Annotated in this window: 15 protein-coding genes; 6 read left to right on the plus strand and 9 right to left on the minus strand. The window is 50.2% G+C overall.

Annotated features, from left to right (window positions below; translation table 11 throughout):
- From J7L64_03960 to J7L64_03970, 3 genes are all read right to left on the minus strand, one after another.
- Positions 1 to 563: FAD synthetase family protein (locus tag J7L64_03960; GenBank protein ID MCD6451503.1), on the minus strand; the 563-nt coding region annotated here is incomplete at its 3' end.
- Between the two features lies 1 nt (position 564).
- Entirely contained in the window at positions 565 to 2,010 is a 1,446-nt protein-coding gene (gene pyk / locus J7L64_03965) for a pyruvate kinase (GenBank protein ID MCD6451504.1), read from the minus strand.
- A gap of 83 nt (positions 2,011 to 2,093) precedes the next feature.
- Positions 2,094 to 2,711 carry a PH domain-containing protein gene (locus J7L64_03970; GenBank protein ID MCD6451505.1) on the minus strand — a complete coding sequence of 206 codons (618 nt, stop codon included), beginning with the start codon at positions 2,709 to 2,711 and terminating at the stop codon, positions 2,094 to 2,096.
- A gap of 154 nt (positions 2,712 to 2,865) precedes the next feature.
- Between J7L64_03970 and J7L64_03975 the strand changes: the two genes are divergently transcribed.
- From J7L64_03975 to J7L64_03985, 3 genes are all read left to right on the plus strand, one after another.
- On the plus strand, positions 2,866 to 3,150 hold the full coding sequence (locus tag J7L64_03975; GenBank protein MCD6451506.1) for a zinc-ribbon domain-containing protein: 285 nt from the start codon (positions 2,866 to 2,868) through the stop codon (positions 3,148 to 3,150).
- On the plus strand, positions 3,147 to 4,058 hold the full coding sequence (locus J7L64_03980) for a sugar phosphate isomerase/epimerase (GenBank protein MCD6451507.1): 912 nt from the start codon (positions 3,147 to 3,149) through the stop codon (positions 4,056 to 4,058). Before J7L64_03975 ends, J7L64_03980 begins: the two co-directional genes overlap by 4 nt.
- A gap of 70 nt (positions 4,059 to 4,128) precedes the next feature.
- Positions 4,129 to 4,833, plus strand: coding sequence for a DUF4388 domain-containing protein (locus J7L64_03985; protein ID MCD6451508.1), 705 nt, complete (start codon positions 4,129 to 4,131; stop codon positions 4,831 to 4,833).
- 4 nt (positions 4,834 to 4,837) lie between these two features.
- On the opposite strand, the gene J7L64_03990 is transcribed toward J7L64_03985, so the two are convergent.
- From J7L64_03990 to J7L64_04005, 4 genes are all read right to left on the minus strand, one after another.
- Positions 4,838 to 6,043 carry a 2,3-bisphosphoglycerate-independent phosphoglycerate mutase gene (locus J7L64_03990; GenBank protein MCD6451509.1) on the minus strand — a complete coding sequence of 402 codons (1,206 nt, stop codon included), beginning with the start codon at positions 6,041 to 6,043 and terminating at the stop codon, positions 4,838 to 4,840.
- A 125-nt stretch (positions 6,044 to 6,168) separates the two neighbouring features.
- Positions 6,169 to 6,873: a Crp/Fnr family transcriptional regulator gene (locus J7L64_03995; GenBank protein MCD6451510.1), complete on the minus strand. Its 705-nt coding sequence runs from the start codon at positions 6,871 to 6,873 to the stop codon at positions 6,169 to 6,171.
- A gap of 247 nt (positions 6,874 to 7,120) precedes the next feature.
- The gene (locus J7L64_04000) at positions 7,121 to 8,482 is read right to left on the minus strand and encodes a sigma-54-dependent Fis family transcriptional regulator (GenBank protein MCD6451511.1); all 1,362 of its coding nucleotides are present in this window, start codon (positions 8,480 to 8,482) and stop codon (positions 7,121 to 7,123) included.
- The gene (locus J7L64_04005) at positions 8,472 to 11,570 is read right to left on the minus strand and encodes a PAS domain S-box protein (GenBank protein MCD6451512.1); all 3,099 of its coding nucleotides are present in this window, start codon (positions 11,568 to 11,570) and stop codon (positions 8,472 to 8,474) included. The genes J7L64_04000 and J7L64_04005 overlap by 11 nt, the downstream gene beginning before the upstream one ends.
- A 202-nt stretch (positions 11,571 to 11,772) precedes the next feature.
- On the opposite strand from J7L64_04005, the gene rsmA reads away from it, so the two are divergent.
- From rsmA to J7L64_04020, 3 genes are read left to right on the plus strand one after another with little or no spacing between them, the layout of a single operon-like run.
- Positions 11,773 to 12,585 (plus strand): ribosomal RNA small subunit methyltransferase A, encoded by an 813-nt coding sequence (gene rsmA, locus J7L64_04010; protein ID MCD6451513.1) that lies wholly within the window; start codon positions 11,773 to 11,775, stop codon positions 12,583 to 12,585.
- Positions 12,582 to 13,367: an undecaprenyl-diphosphate phosphatase gene (locus J7L64_04015; GenBank protein MCD6451514.1), complete on the plus strand. Its 786-nt coding sequence runs from the start codon at positions 12,582 to 12,584 to the stop codon at positions 13,365 to 13,367. Before rsmA ends, J7L64_04015 begins: the two co-directional genes overlap by 4 nt.
- Before the next feature lie 6 nt (positions 13,368 to 13,373).
- Complete coding sequence (locus tag J7L64_04020; protein ID MCD6451515.1) at positions 13,374 to 15,578, plus strand: DNA translocase FtsK 4TM domain-containing protein; 2,205 nt, start codon at positions 13,374 to 13,376, stop codon at positions 15,576 to 15,578.
- 47 nt (positions 15,579 to 15,625) lie between these two features.
- Here the strand turns inward: J7L64_04020 and J7L64_04025 are convergent, their stop codons facing one another.
- Positions 15,626 to 15,964, minus strand: coding sequence for an STAS domain-containing protein (locus tag J7L64_04025; protein ID MCD6451516.1), 339 nt, complete (start codon positions 15,962 to 15,964; stop codon positions 15,626 to 15,628).
- 80 nt (positions 15,965 to 16,044) lie between these two features.
- Positions 16,045 to 16,372 (minus strand): serine/threonine-protein phosphatase (locus J7L64_04030; protein MCD6451517.1); only part of this gene is annotated, 328 nt, incomplete at its 5' end.

Here is a 16,372-nt window from a genome sequence, read left to right on the forward strand (position 1 = left end):
AAATAATTTCGTCCAAGGAAGCACGCTGCCTCATCCACCTTCCCCGCCACGATCCTCTCTCTGATACTACTGCTTGAGACGATCTCTCCCTCTACTATAACCTCATCGACCACCACCACCTCGAAGCGATGCTCTGCGGATAGCTCCCTAAGGAGGGAGGAATCACCTCCCCTTCCCTTCCCCAAGCCGAAATATCGGCTCAGGTAGATCGCCTTCATCCCGATCCCGTAAACGAGATGGGTGAGGACGAAATCCCGGGCAGGGGTGGCAGCAACCCGCTCATCGAAGGGAAGGAAGACGAGGATATCCGCACCGAGCTTCCCGATCAACTCCTTCTTCTGCTCATCGGTAGTCATAAGGAGGGGGGGATCATCGACCAGCACCTTTTTCGTATGGGGGGTGAAGGTGATGACTATGCTCGTCCCCCTTTCCTTCCTCGCCCGGGCTACCGTCTCCTTTATTACATATTGATGGCCCAAATGGACGCCATCGAAGTTCCCTAAGGTAACCACGGGGAAGGAAAAACGATTATATAGCGAGGAGATGTCCCTTACTACCTTCATCCTATCGCCCTTTTGGGTAATCCTTGCTCTCCCCTATCCGATGAAGCTTCAACAGGTTCGCCGGAGGCCTCGAGGCGACAGGAAATCCGAGGATGATGACCACCGTATCCCCTTCGCTAAACCTATCCTCTGCCATCAACCTCTCTTCCATCCTCTTTATCAGAGGAGCCACCTCCCTTATCTCCTCGATCATCCGGGGAGAAACCCCCCAATAAAGGCTCATCCGACGATAGATCCGCTCGTTCGGGGTAAAGGCAACGATGGGCACCTCTGGGCGATACTTGGAGACAAGCCTCGCAGTGAGACCACTCTGGGTCATCACCACTACCGCTTTCGCTTTGAGGATGGAAGCGGCTGAAGACGCAGCAGCACAAAGGGAATCGGAAAGGAGGAACCTATCGGGAAGAAGATGAGCGTTAAATGATGGTCCTACGAAGAACTCCCCGTGTTTCTCCGCCTCCTCTATTATCTCCCTCATCATATCCACTGCTCGAATGGGATACCTTCCCGCTGCTGTCTCCCCGGAGAGCATTACCGCATCGGTGCCGTCGAAAACCGCATTGGCTACATCGGAAACCTCCGCCCTGGTTGGTCTTGGGCTATCGGTCATCGATTCCAGCATTTGGGTGGCGGTGATAACGAGGATGCCCCTTCTATTCGCCTCGTTTATCATCCTCTTCTGAAGCGGGGGAACCTCCTCCAGGGGGAGCTCCACTCCAAGATCCCCCCGCGCCACCATCACCCCGTCAGCCACCTCGAGTATCTCGGTAAGCCTCCCTATCGCCTGGGCACGCTCGATCTTGGCGATGACCGGGACATCCGCCCCCTCTTCCTCTATCAATCTCTTCGCCTCGAGGATATCCTCCTTCCTCTTAACGAAGGATATGGCGATATAATCCACCCCCTCGGCAAGGGCGAACTTGAGATCCGCTTTATCCTTATCGGTGAGGGCAGGAGCACTTACCTCGACGCCGGGAAGGTTTATCCCCTTATGGGAGCTCACCTCTCCCCCCACCTTGACCCGGCACCTCACCTCATCACCAATACTTTCAAGGACGGTGAGCTCTATCTCCCCGTCATCCACCAGGATGGGATCGCCAGGGGAAAGGTCGGAGGCGAGCTTCTCATAATCGGTAGGAAGCCTCCCTTCACCAAGTCCCTTTTCCTTTGGGGCGAGGATCACCTCCTCCCCCTCCTTCAAGGTCATCGGCTGAGGGAGATCGCCGATCCTTATCCTCGGTCCCTGAAGATCGGCGAGAATGGCAACCGGTCTTCCCACCTCGGAGGCAGCTTCCCTTATCAGCCTTATCTTCTCCTTGTGTTCCCTCAGGCTCCCATGAGAAAAATTGAGCCGGGCGATATTCATCCCCGACTCGATCATTCTCTTAAGTGTCCCTTTATTTGCCGACGCAGGACCAATGGTCGCTACTATCCGTACCCGTGCCACTTTTAAAAGGCTCCTTTTTATATTCGAGTGCCTAATTTATCACAAGGGATAGAGGCTGTCAATCAGTAGGGATGAAGGAGGATTTAACCGCGTGATTCGATAAGCTCCTTTACCTTGTAATAGGTCTCATCGGGGTTCTCGATGTCCGCTATCTTGATTCCACTTCTTCCCAAGGTGCTCGCCGATACCGCGGTGGCAGGGGTTGCCAAGATTATCGTCCCTAAGCCATACATCCGCTGAAGGATGCCCTTCCTCAAACCCACCTCGGTTATCCTGTTATAAGGGATGCTTTTTTCCTCGATGTTGAAGAACCCCTCGTAATATTCGAGATGGGAATCATAAAAACGATACTCGGTCTTTCTGTATGTCCTCTTCTTGACGAAATAGACCACTAAAGGGATGCCAAAGAAGAAAAGCGCCCCAAAAAAGACGAAGGGAAACCATCTAGGGAGGGAAAGCTTGAGCGCCTGGATGGCGAACATACTGAACCCACCGAAGAAACCAGCCCCCCACACCGTGAAGAAGAGCTGAAGGGGAAGAACGGAGAAGAAGACGAGGAAAGGGATAAATTTCGGCTTGATGACCATAAGAGGGGTGGTACTGCTTTCCCATTTTCTCTCTTTGGCGACGAGAGGGGCGCCACAGGAAGGACAAAAAGAGGCTCCTTCCATCACCTTAGCACCACAACTATCGCACCGCATAGCAACCTCCTCGTATCTTAATTGTTCTTAACAAATTTAATTATATCATAACATTAACCTCCTTGTAAACGACGATCAATCCCCCATTCTCGTTGCCATTCCCCTCTTTTTCTGCTAAAATGATGTCGCTATAATTTTAAGAAAGGAAGAGAAAATGAAATGTCCAAAATGCAGCAAGGAAATACCTGATGATGCTGTCCTCTGCCCCTATTGCGGGGCGCTGATAAAGGATAAACGAACCCTAGCGAGAAACATCCGAGCAAGGCGGAAAAACTTAAGTAGCGGTATCTGGTTGATCCTGATTGGGGGGATCTTTCTCATAGCCAATTTCAGCCCTTATGACATCGGTGATCTCTGGCCCCTGTTTCTTATCGCCATTGGTCTTGGGCTAATCATCCGCCACTTGAAAGAAGCGCCGGAGGAAGAAGAGGAGGAATGATCGCTTTATCCACCTGCCTCCGCTCGCCGACGATCGACAAGGGGGAGGAGCTTATTCGTTATTTCCTCGATCTCGGTATCTCCCACCTCGAGCTTGAATACCGTATCTCCCAAAAGATGTTTAAGGAAATGAAGCCTCTCCTAAAAGAGGTAACCATAACCAGCATCCACAACTTCTTCCCCGTCCCCGACATCCTCCCTCCCGATAAGGAGGGGAGCGCTGAGGTTTTCTCTCTATCCTCCCTCGATAAAGAGGAAAGGGAAAAAGCGATCGCCTACACCACCCGCACCATAGAGGTGGCAAATAGCCTCGAGGCGAAGGCGGTGGTAGTCCATCTCGGCGGGGTGGAGATCAAACCGGAGACAAAAAGGTTCGTTCAATTACTTAAGGAAGGGAAGATAAAAAGCGAAGAAGGAAGAAGCTTCATCCGGAAAAAGAAAGAGGAGAGAAAAAAGAAAAAGGGACCTCACCTCGATTCCGCCTGCTTTTCTTTAGAAAAACTGGCAAAGGTGGCGGAGAGGGAGGGGGTGATGATCGGGATCGAAAACGGATACAAGATAAACAAGATCCCCGACCCCGAAGAGCTCGCCCTTCTCTTTTCCAAATTCGAGGGAGCACCGATCTACTTCTGGTATGATGTGGGACATGCCAAATTCCAAGACAACATCGGGTTCATCGATTACATCAAGCTCCTCACCCGGTTTCGGAAGAAGCTGATCGGGATCCACCTCCATGATATCGTGGAGGATAACGACCATCTGCCACCAGGCAAAGGGGAGATCGATTTCGCCCTCATCGGCAAATTATTGCCCCAGGGGGTGATAAAGGTGATGGAATTACAGCATAAGGTGAACGACGAGGAGGCTTTGGCTGGGCTCAATTACTTAAAGGAAATGGGGATTATTTAGCGTTCTATTCAGCTATTGTCTTGAAGGGGATTGAGCCCTCTGTTATAATTGAGCCAACAAGGAGGGAGAAGTGGCGGAGATTTTCACTGTGGAGGGGGAGTTGAGAGATACTCCACTTCCGGAGGTACTTCGGGAGCTCGATAAGAGAAGGGTTTCTGGGGTCCTTGCGGTAAAAAAGGGAGATGAGGAGAAGAAGATATTCACCGAAGACGACCGGATAATCTTCGCTTCTTCCACCAACCCCGACGATCGACTGGGCGAATTCCTTCTCAGGAAGAAGAAGATCTCTCAGGAGGACTACGACAATTCGGTAAAGCTCCTGAAGACCACCGGCAAAAGGCAGGGGACGATATTCGTTGAGCTTGGCTGTCTCACTCCGGAGGAGCTTTACTGGGCGGTAAGAGCTCAGATAAGGGAGATCGTCTGGAGCCTGTTCAACTGGGAGGAAGGACACTTTACCTTTACCGAAGGTGCCTACAAGCAGGACGAGGTAATAAAACTGAGCACCAAGATCGAAGAAGCCATCATCGAGGGGATAAACCGAATAAAGGATCCAAAGCGGATATTACGCTACATCGGCTCAAAGGACACACTCCTCGTCCCCATAAAGGGAAGGGATATCTCCTCTCTCTCCGGCGAGCATCAGCATATATTTCGCCTGTTAAACCAGCCGAAAACGGTGTACCAGGTTTGTCAAGAGAGCCTCTTTGGCCAGGCAGATACCTTGAAGACCATCTACGGGTTGGTGGTTTTGGAGTATATCGCTCGCCGTTAAACCCCTACGCCCCATACTTAGCCAACTTAAGGGCATTAGCCATAGCGAGGGGCATAAGTTCCGTCGCAGGAATCCTCCCTAATCCCCCAAGGTTGAACTCCCGCTCACTGAATCTTTCCACTTTATCGGGACGACACCACCTGGAATGAAGAAGCACCGGCACCGGATGCCAGCTATGGGCTTTTAGCATAGCTGGGGTGGAGTGATCGCCGGTTATCACCAACACCTCGGGAGAAAGAGCGAGGATCTCAGGGATTACCTGATCCACTTCCTCAAGGAGGCTCGCCTTGCGCTCAAAGTCCCCATCCTCACCGGCACTATCCGTCTTCTTTATATGGACATAGAAGAAATCAAATCGCTGATAATTCTCTCTAAGCGTTTTTAGTTCCTCGGCTAAGGTATCGCCGGTCTTCAGAAGCTCCATCCCGATAAGTTTGGTAACCCCACGATACATAGGGTAAGAGGCGATAGAGGCAGGGGTAAGTTTGTATATTTCGGTCATAGTGGGGAAGGGATGATAACGGTCGAAGCCCCGAAGGAGGATGAAATTCGCCGGGTGCTCCGAGGAGAGCTTCCTCCTCGCCTCCTCGACAAACTGGTTGACGAGCTCCGCTGTCTCCTTAGCCTCTGGAGAAAGGGGAGAAATCCGTCTCGGTGGAACTCCTATCTCCTGAGGGTCGGAATCGGAGAGATCTCCAGAAAGATTCTCACCCCGTAATATGAGAACTCCCCGATACTCCTTTACCGGCTTCACAAAGATGGTAACCCGAGGAAGTCTTATCTCCTCAAGAAGCTGGCACAATCTCCTTCCTTCCTCCGAAGGAATCCTTCCTGCCCGGCGGTCAACCACCTTTCCCTCATCATCGACGGTGGCGAAATTGAACCGAGCGGATACATCGGACGGCTTGAGGTCAAACCCTATCCCAAGAGCAGCAAGTACCCCCCTTCCCACCTGATACCGGACGGGATCGTAGCCGAAAAGGGCAAGATGAGCAGGACCACTCCCCGGGGTAATACCAGGAGATATAGGATCGATCATCCCACAGATGCTCTCCCTCGCCAGAGCATCGAGGTTGGGAGTCTTCGCCTCTTCGACCTCCGTCCCCCCTCCCTTTTCCCGGGGGAGTCCTCCTAAGCCATCGATTATGAGAAAGACGATTTTAGAATCGGTCTTTATCGACAACTTCCGCATAAGCTCGAAGTTCGCCATCTTCCACACCTCCACTTTATCACTTTATCCCAAAATGGAAACCGAGGTCAAATCAAAAAGAGAGCCAGGCAACCTAACCGCCTGGCTCAGCACCCGCGTAGGGTTTAGGGGGAGGGATGAAGGGATCAATTAAGGGGGACCAGCTGTTCTATCAGTTCCTCCAACTTTTCCTTATTTATGATATTTATCATCCGTTTATTAAAATCTATGAATCCTATCTTCTTGAATTGATTCAAGAAATGGCTGGTAGTCTCCCTGGTCGAGCCGATCAGATTCCCTATATCTTGCTGGGAGAGCTTGGTAGAGATGACGATATTCTCACCGAACTTCTCACCGTACTCCTCAGCCAATTCGAGAAGCACCCGAGCAAGTCGTGAGGGAACATTTCTAAAGGCGAGGTCCTCCACCTTCCGCTCGAGGACCACCCGCCTTCCATTGACCAACTCAAGAAGCCTGAACGCCAAAGAGGCATTCCTCTTAGCAAGAGCCCTCACCGCCTTTGCCTCGAAGGAGAGTAGAACCACATTATCCATAGCGGTCGCCATATTTTCCCGTTTGTCGAAGGAGATGACCGCCTCCTCGCCAAAGATGTCATTATTCTTGAGGATCTCGAGAATTATCTCACGCCCATCCTCGAAAATACGAGAGAGTTTAACCCTTCCCTCCACGATGAAGAATATCTCATTAGCTGGGTCATCAGGGAAATAGATGATATCCCGCTTGCGGAAGCTACGATATGACCCCACCTTGAGGAGATATTCCATATCCTCTTCCGCCAAAGAGGCAAATACCAAATTATTTCTCAATATCTCAGCGGTTACCTTTTTCATTACCGAATCCCCATCGAACTTCCCATCTTTAATTTAAGCAAGAAATATGCCAAAAAAGGGGAAAGAACTCTTTTAGAAGAAAGAGCATCGAAATAAAGGAGTTAACGAAGGAGTGGATAAGGAAGGGTCCCTCTTCTGAGCCTTTATTGTCCAAAACTGTATATTCTGTTGGACAGCCTTAGACAGCTAAACCAACACTCCGTTAGCCATTTCCAGAGGGGTAAATTATGTCCAGAAAAAAAGACAGTTATTTTATCCCATACTCCTTCAATTTATTATAAAGCGAGCTCCGACTTATCCCCAACTTCTTCGCTGCCAGCGTTTTATTCCCTCCGCAAAGGGCGAGCGCCTTCTTTATCGCCTCTATCTCCACACTTCCCTTGACCTTGTTCACTTCCCCTTTTAAGGAAATATTCAAGGAGACGCTTTCATCTCCTAATCTCCTTATCTCCGAAGGAAAGCACGATTCATCTATCTCTTCGGAGTCAGAGACAAGCACTGCCCGCTCAATGATATTCTCCAGCTCTCTAACATTTCCGGGCCAATCGTATTCGGTGAGAAGGGCAAGAGCCTTCGGTGTTATCCTCTTTAATGGCTTATTGTTCTCCTTGGAGAACTTCTCCAGGAAGCAGTCAACCAGAAGGGGAATATCCTCCTTCCTCTCCCGAAGGGGAGGGAGAACTATGGGAATAACCGCTATCCGATAGTAGAGGTCCTCCCGGAAAGCGCCGGAAGCGACAAGTTCCTTCAAATCGGTATTGGTAGCGGCGATTATCCGCACATCGACCTTGATCGTCTCCGTGCTTCCAAGCGGCTTTATCTCCCTCTCTTGAAGTACCCGAAGGAGCTTCGCCTGGATGGGTAAACTTATATTCCCTATCTCATCGAGAAAGATGGTCCCCCCATTCGCCTCCTCGAAGAGCCCCTTCTTAGCCTTCATCGCCCCAGTGAAAGCACCGCGCACATGGCCAAAAAGCTCGCTTTCGAGCAATGTCTCCGGGAGGATGCTACAATCGATGGCGACGAACGGCTTATCCTTCCGCAACGAATTGTAATGGATCGCCCGGGCGATGAGTTCCTTCCCCGTACCACTTTCTCCCTGAATCAACACAGTGGAATTGGAGGCGGCAACCCTTCCAACGAGATCGAAGATGGCGAGCATCTTCTTGCTTCTGCCCACGATGTTGCCGAAGCTGTAGCGCTCCTTGACCTCGCTCCTTAACCTCTTCAACTCCTGAGCCAATTGATACTCCTTCAGCGCCTTTTTGATCACTATTTTAAGCTCCTCAGTCTGAAACGGCTTGGGGATGTAATCAAAGGCTCCCAATTTCATCGCCTCAACCGCAGATTCCACCGTGCCGTAGGCAGTTATCAGGATATAAGGTATATCCGGATCTTCCTCTTTCACCTTTTTCAGAAGCTCTACTCCATTCATTCCAGGAAGGGCGAGATCGGCGATGATCAGATCAAAAACCTTACTCCCGAAGAGATCAAGTGCCTCCTCGGCAGTGAGGGCGGTAGTCACCTTATATCCCTCTTTTCCTAATATCCTCGAGTATAACTCGAGCATATTCTCCTCATCATCGATGACCAATATCCTATACGCCACCTTCTTCCTCCCTGTTTCCACCAGGGGATAGGGGAAGGGTTATAATACAGGTGGTACCCTTTCCCTCCTCGCTTACAAGTTCGATCTTCCCCCGATGGGCTTCTATTATCTGCCGAGAAACAGAAAGACCTAACCCCGTTCCCCCGGATTTCTTGGTAGTATAGAACGGTTCAAAAACCTTATCTATGTCTTTCTTCTTTATCCCGCAACCAGTATCAATTACCTCAACCCTTATCCAAGAATTTCCCTTCCCATCTCCATTAACGCCCACCTTGATACGAAGGTTCCCTCCTCCTGGCATAGCCTGAATGGCGTTTAGAATGAGGTTCACAAATACCTGCTTCATCTGTTCTGGGTCGATCTCCAGCACGGGGAGATCATCTGGTATCTCCTTGGTGAGCCGAATGTTGCTGTCGCGGAGCTTCAATCTAAGCAGGGAGAGCGAATGTTCAAGCACCTCGCTGATCCTGACCTTTCTCAGGTTTAAAGATCGGGAATGGGTGAGGTGAAGAAGATCACGAACCACTTTAGCACAACGGGAGGTCTCTTGTTCGATTATCTTAAGGTACCGGTAATGGGGGTGGTTCTCAGAGGTCTCCGAAAGGAGGTCTTGAGTGAAACCAAGCACTATTCCTAAGGGATTGTTTATCTCGTGCGCCACACCAGCTGCCACCTCACCCATCGAAGCGAGCCTCTCTGATTGGATCAATTTCTCCTCAAGCTGTTTCCTCACCGTAATATCCGAAGCAGTACCCACCACCCCGTAAACGCCCTCTTCAGAAGTGAGCGGAGCAAGACTAAGCAGTAAAGTCAATCGCTCACCTTTGGCATTTATCGCTTCCACCTCCTCATGAATAACTGGCTCTCTCTTCTCAATGCAGGCTCTCAGTATCTTTTTTGCCCTTTCCCAATGCTCCTCGGGAAAGAGAAGGGTAAAGGGGGCATCGAATACCTCCTCCTTCTTTAAACCGGTTATCTCGAGAAACCGGGAATTGATAAAGGAGAACCTGCCTTCCAAATCGAGGGTAAAGATGGCATCGCTGGTATTCTCGATAACCCGACGGAGAAAAGCCTCCGACTCTGCGAGCTCCCGCTCAAGTCTCACCCTCTTGGTGACATCACGGATCATCCCTTCGGTGGCGATCACCCTCCCCTTCCTATCCCGAATGAGAACGCCGGACGCCTCGGCAAAAACCTCCTCGCCATCCCTCCTCCTTAGTCGAGAACGAAAACCTGTAACATAACCTCTCTTTCTAAGCTCATCCAAAAACGCCTCCAACTCGCGTCTATCGACATAGAACTCGGAGAATTTCACCCCGATCATCTCCTCAGGCGAAGAAAAACCGAAGAGCTCGGCTCCCGCCTGGTTTATCATCACACATCGTCCTTCCTTATCTGCCCGGTAGACCGCATCCTTAACCGACTGGAAAAGACGACGATACTTCTCCTCTGACTCCCGCAACCTCTGGTAGAGAAAGATATTGTTGAGAGTAAGGGATAACTGAGAGGCGATCTGCTCAAGCATCCTGAGCTCTGCCGAACTATATCGCCCTTCCTTCCGCGCTACGAGGAAAACCGCTTCTTGCTCCACCTTCAAGGAAATGGGGAGAATAACCGCTGATTCGATCCCCAACTGAGCCAACGCCCGCTCGTCGATAAAAGGAGCGTCGGGAGAGGGATGGTTAAGGAAAAATATCTTCCCCTTAGCCATTACTTCACCAACGATCATCTCAGAAAAGGGAACCCTTCTGCTTTTGGTGAGCCTCACCCAACCCCTTGGAGAAAGTGAGGCGACGGTTATCTCGTTCCTGTCCTTTCCTGAGAAAGCCAACAAGGCGGCGTCAACCCTGGTGAACTTCCTCGCTTCGGAGACAATGGTGCGAAAGACACGACGCTCCTCTAAACTGGCGGTAATCAGGCGGGTAATCCGGTGAATGGTGGAGATCTCCTTCACCCTTTCTGCCAACCTTCGGTTGAGTTCGTTCAACTGGGAGAGATGTCTCTTTAAGGAGAGCCTCATCTCGTTGAACGCTCGGGCAAGAACACCCATCTCCTGATATTTGGGGATGGGGATCTCATAATCAAGTTCTCCATCCGCTATTCTCCTCGCCCCTGAAACCAGCTGGTTGAGGGGGGTGGCGAGCGCTTGGGAGATGAAAAAGGTTGCCAAAAAGGCGATAACGAGGGCAAAAAGCGAGACACCAAGAAGCCCCATCCTTATCTTCCAAAGGAATCTCAGGGGGACATCGAGCGACTGCTGGATCAAGCAGTAGGCGACCTTGGGACTCACATCATTACTCACCGGCATCACCAAAGAGAGGAAACGCTCACCATCGAGGTTCGCCTCGAATTTCGAGCTTCCCTTGCCACCACCTTCCTTTTTGAGCTGGGAAAGGAAAGAGGACAAGGCTGAGAGCTTCTTTCCTTTGAGGGTAGAGGCAACTATCTTCCCCTGTACCACCAGGGTCACCTCGCTTTCGGTAACCCTCTTCACCGCTTTAACGAACTCTTCATCGATCTCATAACCGATACTTAAAGAACCTAACAGCTCATCTCCTTTACGGATGGGGACAAACGCCAGCTGGAATATCTTGTCCAGCCTATTCACGGTAATCACAAACTCCTCGCCTGAGGCAGCTCGAACCATCATCTCTGGGGTAAACAGCTCCCGAGCATATCTATATGGCTGGTCCACCACCTTCACCATCGAGCCGAAACTGCTCAGGACAACGAAGATCTCCGCATTTATCAGCCGTTGGTACCGCTCAGCCTCGGAGGCGAATAAAAGGGGATTGTTGCTGATGAGAACCTCCTTCAAGGAAGGGTGAGCAGCGATCACCTTGCACTCAGAAAGAAGCCTTTGGGATTGAGCCCGTTTGAACTCCTCGAATACCTCCCTGGTACTAAGGAGCCGTTCCGAAATGTTTTTCTTTACCTCCACCGTGACCAGATAATTGACCAGGAAGAGTACGGAAAAGGTTATAACAACGATGATGACTACCGTAGAAAAGAGTATCCGCTCCCGGAAGCTACCCCGCTTCCCTATAAACTGGTACAACTCGTCCTTTAACGCACTTAAGAATCTCATTTGGTTAACTTTAACCCCATCCGCTTCATCAGAAAGTAAGACCGCTTACGCATTTCCATTTTTTTGGACATATTTTGTCCAAATTTTACCCGATCCCAGCCTAAAATTCAACATTAAAGTCATCTAAGGTTTTACAAGATGCCCTTCTCCCGACTATAATCCCCTTAGGGGGTGAGGAAAAATCGTCTGGGCAAAAAAGAGTTTGGGACAACATTTCCTCTCCGATGGGGAGATGGTGAGGAGGATAATCGAACTCCATCAGCCGAGCAAAGAGGAGATCCATCTCGAGATAGGAGCGGGAAGGGGGGAACTTACCTCCTCGCTTGCGGAAAAAGTCGGCTTCCTCTACGCGGTTGAATTCGATCGAGAATTAATACCCTCTTTAAAAGAAAAGATGAAAGAAAGGAAGAATGTGCGAATAATCAAAGGGGATATCCTGAAGATCGACATCAGGAAGCTGGTCTCAGAAGAAAAACGCCTCTCCAGAAAGCTCAGGGTCATCGGGAACCTCCCCTACAACATCGCCACCAAGATAATAGCCCATATCCTTAGCTATCGCGATATCATCTCAGACCTCACCTTTACCCTGCAGAAGGAGCTAGCAGAGAGGATGGTCGCAAAGCCGAGAAGCAAGGCTTATGGGGAACTCTCCCTATTCATCCAATACCACCTCGAGCCGAAGGTATGCTTCTTTATTCCAAAAAGAGCCTTTACCCCTCCTCCAAAGGTGGAAAATGTGCTCATCCGATTCCGGGTTCGTGAAGAACCGTTAGTGAAGGTGGCTGATGAGAAGGAGTTTTTCCGACTCATCCGTATCTCGTTCGCCCAAAGGAGGAAGACGATCGAAAACAACCTCATTCCCTATTTGAGGCTGTCCCGGGATGAAGTAAGAAGGGTGCTCGAAAAAGCGGGAATACCTTACCGCTTCCGGGCAGAGGAGATCGATATTGCCGGGTTTTCCCGGCTTCTTGATACCATAAAGCAAAATAGGAAAGAAAAAGAAGGAGGAAGATGAGCCTAATAAAAGCAATAGTTTTAGGGATTGTTCAAGGGGTGACTGAATTCCTGCCCATAAGCAGTTCCGGACACTTAGTGGTTATAGGGAATATCCTCGCGGTAGATACCGGAGGAAGCGTGCTTTTCGATATTCTCCTTCACGGGGGAACATTAGTGGTGATCATCATATACTTCCGGGAGGAGATAAAAAGCATCCTCTTCGGCTTCGTGAGAAAAGATGAAGAGGGGAGAAGGTTTATCCTTCCAATAATCGTCGCCATCGTTGCCACTGGTGCAGTGGTTCTTCCTCTCAAGGGAATAGCCGAGGAGAGTTTCTCCTATCCGGAGAGGGTGGCGATTTTCCTCCTCATCACCGGGGGCATCCTCCTTGCCACCAGATTTACCAAAGAGAGGGCTGGGGATGGTATCCCCCTCCTTCCCGCTATCCTCGTCGGGATCGCCCAGGGGATCGCCATTTTTCCTGGGATATCCCGCTCCGGTATCACCATAAGCCTCGGGCTCTTCCTCGGACTTCGAAGGGAACTCGCTGCCCGGTTCTCCTTCCTCATCTCCATCCCTGCTATCCTCGGCGCCATCATACTGGAACTGCCAAAGCTAAACCTCGAAGGAGGGAGCTCCTTGCTTTACCCCTACCTATTTGGTACAATAGCGGCAGCGGTAAGCGGTTATTTTTCCTTGGCTTTATTGATAAAAATGGTGAGGAAACTGAGACTTACCCCATTTGGCTATTACTGCCTCGGCGTAGGGGGAATTCTTCTTATCAACTACCTTGGGAGATAGAAAGAGGTGTTTGCAAAAGGAAAGAGGAAAAAGGAGATCACGGGTCTTTTAGTGATATTCATCGCCACCCTTATCCTCTTGAGCCTTATCTCCTACCATCCGGAAGACCCCTTATGGACCACCCGGGGAAAAGAGGTTAAACCCAAAAACATCGTCGGGGTGGTAGGGGCAGGGGTATCATCCCTCCTTCTCCTCTGGTTCGGGATAACCTCTTTTCTCATCGTGATGGCTCTCCTCCTCTTCGCCAGCGATGTCCTTCGGGAAAAGGGGCTCTCCCCTATCCTCATCCGCTATTTGAGCTTCGCCCTGTTCATATTTTCCCTTTCCTCCCTTCTCCAACTCACCCTTCGCTCCTTCACCTACCGGAACCAACTTCTACCCGCTGGAGGACTGGTAGGTATCGAAATAGGAAGATACCTCCTCACCTATTTGAACGAAGGGGGGGCAATAGTTGCTTCGATCACCGCTTTGCTTCTTTCCCTCGTCATCCTCACTGGCCTTTCCCTGAGCGAAGCATTAGCCAAGATAGGAGAGATAGCAAAAGCGGTGATAAAGAGCGCTGTAACGCTTATTTCCAGATTTATGGAAAAAAGAAGAAGGGCAAAGGAGAGAAGAAAAATACTGAGAAGACACCTCGAAAGACGAGAAGAAAGGAAGATAGCTACCGCCATCAAGATAAACTTAGGAGAAAGAAGAAGGATATTACAGCCAGAAGAGAAAGAACCTTATGAGAGGAAGAGAGAAACCCCAAAACCCAAACTAACAACGAGAAGGGGAAATTTTCTTCTTCCACCGATCTCCCTTCTTTCATCACCTCCCCCTGGCTCAAGGATAGACCAAAGGGAGCTAAGGGAAAGCGCCCGGGCTATCGTGGATAAGTTCCGAGAATTCTCCATCGAGGGAAGTGTGGTTCAGATCCACCCAGGACCAGTGGTTACCACCTTCGAGTTCAAACCTGCCCCGGGGGTGAGGTACAGCCGACTGATAAACCTGACCGACGATCTCTGCCTCGCTTTAAAGGCGGAATCGGTGAGGATAAGCAGGATACCCGGGAAATCAACGGTGGGGATCGAGGTGCCAAACAGCACCCGGGAGACGATATACCTCCGCGAACTTATAGAAAGCGATGCCTATCAGGGATCGAGCTCTAAACTTACCTTAGCCTTAGGAAAGACGATAGACGGTGAGGTGTATATCACCGATCTCGCCAAGATGCCTCATCTCCTCGTTGCTGGTACCACTGGTTCCGGTAAATCGGTGGCATTGAACAATATGATAGCAAGCATCCTCTTTAAAGCCACCCCCTCCGAGGTCAAGTTCGTGATGATAGATACAAAGAGGTTGGAGCTCGGAGTATATGAAGAGCTTCCCCACCTTCTCACCCCGGTGGTGGTGGAACCAAAGCTGGCATCGAACGCCCTTAAATGGGCAGTTGAGGAGATGGAAAGTCGGCTAAAGAAGATGGCGGCTATAGGCTCGAGGGACATCGCTCAATACAACCGAATGGTGGAGAGGATAAGAGAAAGCGATCCCTCCTCGGAGATATCATCCCTTCCCTATCTTGTAATCGTGATAGATGAGCTGGCTGACCTGATGATCCTCCAGGCGGCTGCTGTGGAAGAGGCGCTCACCCGGCTTGCCCAGATGGGAAGGGCAGCGGGAATACACCTGATCCTCGCCACCCAACGACCCTCGGTGGATGTGATCACCGGGATCATCAAAGCCAATTTCCCCTGCCGTATCTCCTTCCGCGTCTCCTCGAAGATAGATTCAAGGACGATAATCGATATCGCTGGTGCGGAAAAACTATTGGGTAAGGGGGATATGCTCTTCCTTCCTCCGGGCAGTTCCTCCCTCATCAGGCTTCACGGAGCCTTTATCACCGAGGAGGAGACTCTCAGGATCGTAGAGTTCCTCAAAAAGCAGGCAAAACCCACCTTCGACTACTCGATAACCGAAGCGCAAGAGGAAGAGCCCCTCATCCTGGAAGGGGAAAGGGATGAACTATACCAGAAAGCGGTCGAGCTGGTCATCGCTACCGGCTATGCCTCCATCTCCCATATCCAGCGAAAATTGAGACTGGGATACAACCGAGCAGCAAGGATGGTGGAGCTTATGGAGGAAGAAGGAATAGTGGGACCGCCTGAGGGGAGCAAGCCGAGAAAACTACTCGTTGGACCCGAATATCTGGAACGGCTTAGAAAAAAATAACGCCTTACCCCGAGGCGTTATCAACAAGAGATAAAGAGGAAAAAATCTTAGGAAAAGCTCTTTACCGCTTCATCCTCATCATCGTAGATATCGAAGACACTCATCAACTGGGTGATTTGGAGGATATCTTTTATCTTGGGGGAGAGATTGAGTAGCTTCATCTTACCACCACTTCTGGCAACAGTGGTGAAGGAAGCGATCAATTCACCCACTCCAGAACTGTCCATATAATCCACATTAGCCATATTGACCAGGATGTTCTTCTCTCCCTTGTCGAGAAGCTCCTTTATATGCTTCCTAAGGAGCACATCCCCTTCTCCGATGGTTATCTTTCCCTTGAGATCAAGGATATTTACATCTCCACTCTTTCTGATATTGGTTCTCATCGCTTCTCACTCCTTCCTTTGGTTATTTTTCATTTATCGGTTTAGACTCTATCATTACTATCCAAAACAAGTCAAGGCTTTTAGGCATTATCCTTAAGGCGAATGAGAAGCAGGGTCAGATCGTCGGAAAAAGGCTTCTCTCCAGTAAATGTAAGGAGATCATCGATTATCCTCTCCCTTAGCTTCGCCAAGGGAAGATCCCGCTCCCTTTTTACCAATGAGATGAGCCTCTCCTCCCCATACTCCTCCTCTTTCTCATTGGTCGCTTCGGTCAACCCATCGGAGTAAAGGAGAAGGAGGTCTCCCGGTATAAGCTCAACCTCATCCATCTCGTACCTTACCTCAGGGAAAATACCGAGGAAAAACCCCCCCTTCTTGAGTTCCTCCACTTTCCCATCCCTACGAATG

The sequence above is a fragment of the Acidobacteriota bacterium genome (genome assembly GCA_021161905.1).
Lineage (GTDB): Bacteria > Acidobacteriota > B3-B38 > Guanabaribacteriales > JAGGZT01 > JAGGZT01.

Bases quoted from the DNA above. Each gene is read 5' to 3' on its own strand.
- J7L64_03970 (MCD6451505.1), bottom strand. From the start codon at position 2,711: ATGCGGTGCGATAGTTGTGGTGCTAAGGTGATGGAAGGAGCCTCTTTT.
- J7L64_03975 (MCD6451506.1), top strand. From the start codon at position 2,866: ATGAAATGTCCAAAATGCAGCAAGGAAATACCTGATGATGCTGTCCTC.
- J7L64_03980 (MCD6451507.1), top strand. From the start codon at position 3,147: ATGATCGCTTTATCCACCTGCCTCCGCTCGCCGACGATCGACAAGGGG.
- J7L64_03990 (MCD6451509.1), bottom strand. From the start codon at position 6,043: ATGGCGAACTTCGAGCTTATGCGGAAGTTGTCGATAAAGACCGATTCT.
- J7L64_03995 (MCD6451510.1), bottom strand. From the start codon at position 6,873: ATGAAAAAGGTAACCGCTGAGATATTGAGAAATAATTTGGTATTTGCC.
- J7L64_04005 (MCD6451512.1), bottom strand. From the start codon at position 11,570: ATGAGATTCTTAAGTGCGTTAAAGGACGAGTTGTACCAGTTTATAGGG.
- J7L64_04015 (MCD6451514.1), top strand. From the start codon at position 12,582: ATGAGCCTAATAAAAGCAATAGTTTTAGGGATTGTTCAAGGGGTGACT.
- J7L64_04025 (MCD6451516.1), bottom strand. From the start codon at position 15,964: ATGAGAACCAATATCAGAAAGAGTGGAGATGTAAATATCCTTGATCTC.